The 733-nt window shown below is 37.9% G+C and carries 1 protein-coding gene; it reads right to left on the reverse strand.

From position 1 onward, the window contains the following. Window positions 1-310, reverse strand: a 310-nt coding sequence (locus LJE09_RS17290; RefSeq protein WP_173704923.1) for an IS110 family transposase, incomplete at its 3' end; no start/stop codon positions are given. Window positions 311-733: the final 423 nt, after the last annotated feature.

Here is a 733-nt window from a genome sequence, read left to right on the forward strand (position 1 = left end):
CAGAATCAGCTTTGTCGGACTTGATTTTGCGAAGAGAATCGTTATTAAAATCTTTGACCAACTTGGGATTAACAGCACTGACAAAGAGATCTGCTGCTGAAAGCTGGTGAGCAAGTGCTTCGTAGTAGCGGCCGGTATGTTCCATTACAACCCGGGATTCACCTTCGATAGAATGAATAAGTTTAATAAGTGAATGGATATCACTGGATGTGTGCTTGATCTCAAAAGGAGAGGATACAATCTCCCCAAATGGTCTCAGAATTGTAACCATACTTTTACCTTTTGAAACATCGATACCTACTGCGTTCATAAATTTATCACTCCTTAAAAAATATTACAATGGATAAATACCAGTTTTACTCATTACCTGTTCAAACTACTGTGTGTGACACGAATGCACCTAATGTGATCCAACCTGCATAAAACGAACACTGTGAATGAGGAGCCGGTTATCAGTCTAAAGTACGGACGCGAGGTCCAAGTGATGAAGTCGATATACCATTGCATCCTACATTCTAACAGTTTAAGTAATGAGATGGATAAATCCTTACTGGAAGTAAGGGGATTACCCATAAATATATTGTAGTAGTGATGAGTTAGACGGGCAAATTTTTTACTCAAAGAAAGAACACATGTTTACTTCTGGCACTATATGTGCTAAAATATAGCCATGGGTAATAGAAAAAACAACAGAATCTGAGAAAAGAGTTATCAGGGAGAAATAAAAATGCAG

This window comes from Blautia sp. DFI.3.45 (assembly GCF_020593505.1).
Lineage (GTDB): Bacteria > Bacillota > Clostridia > Lachnospirales > Lachnospiraceae > Blautia_A > Blautia_A wexlerae.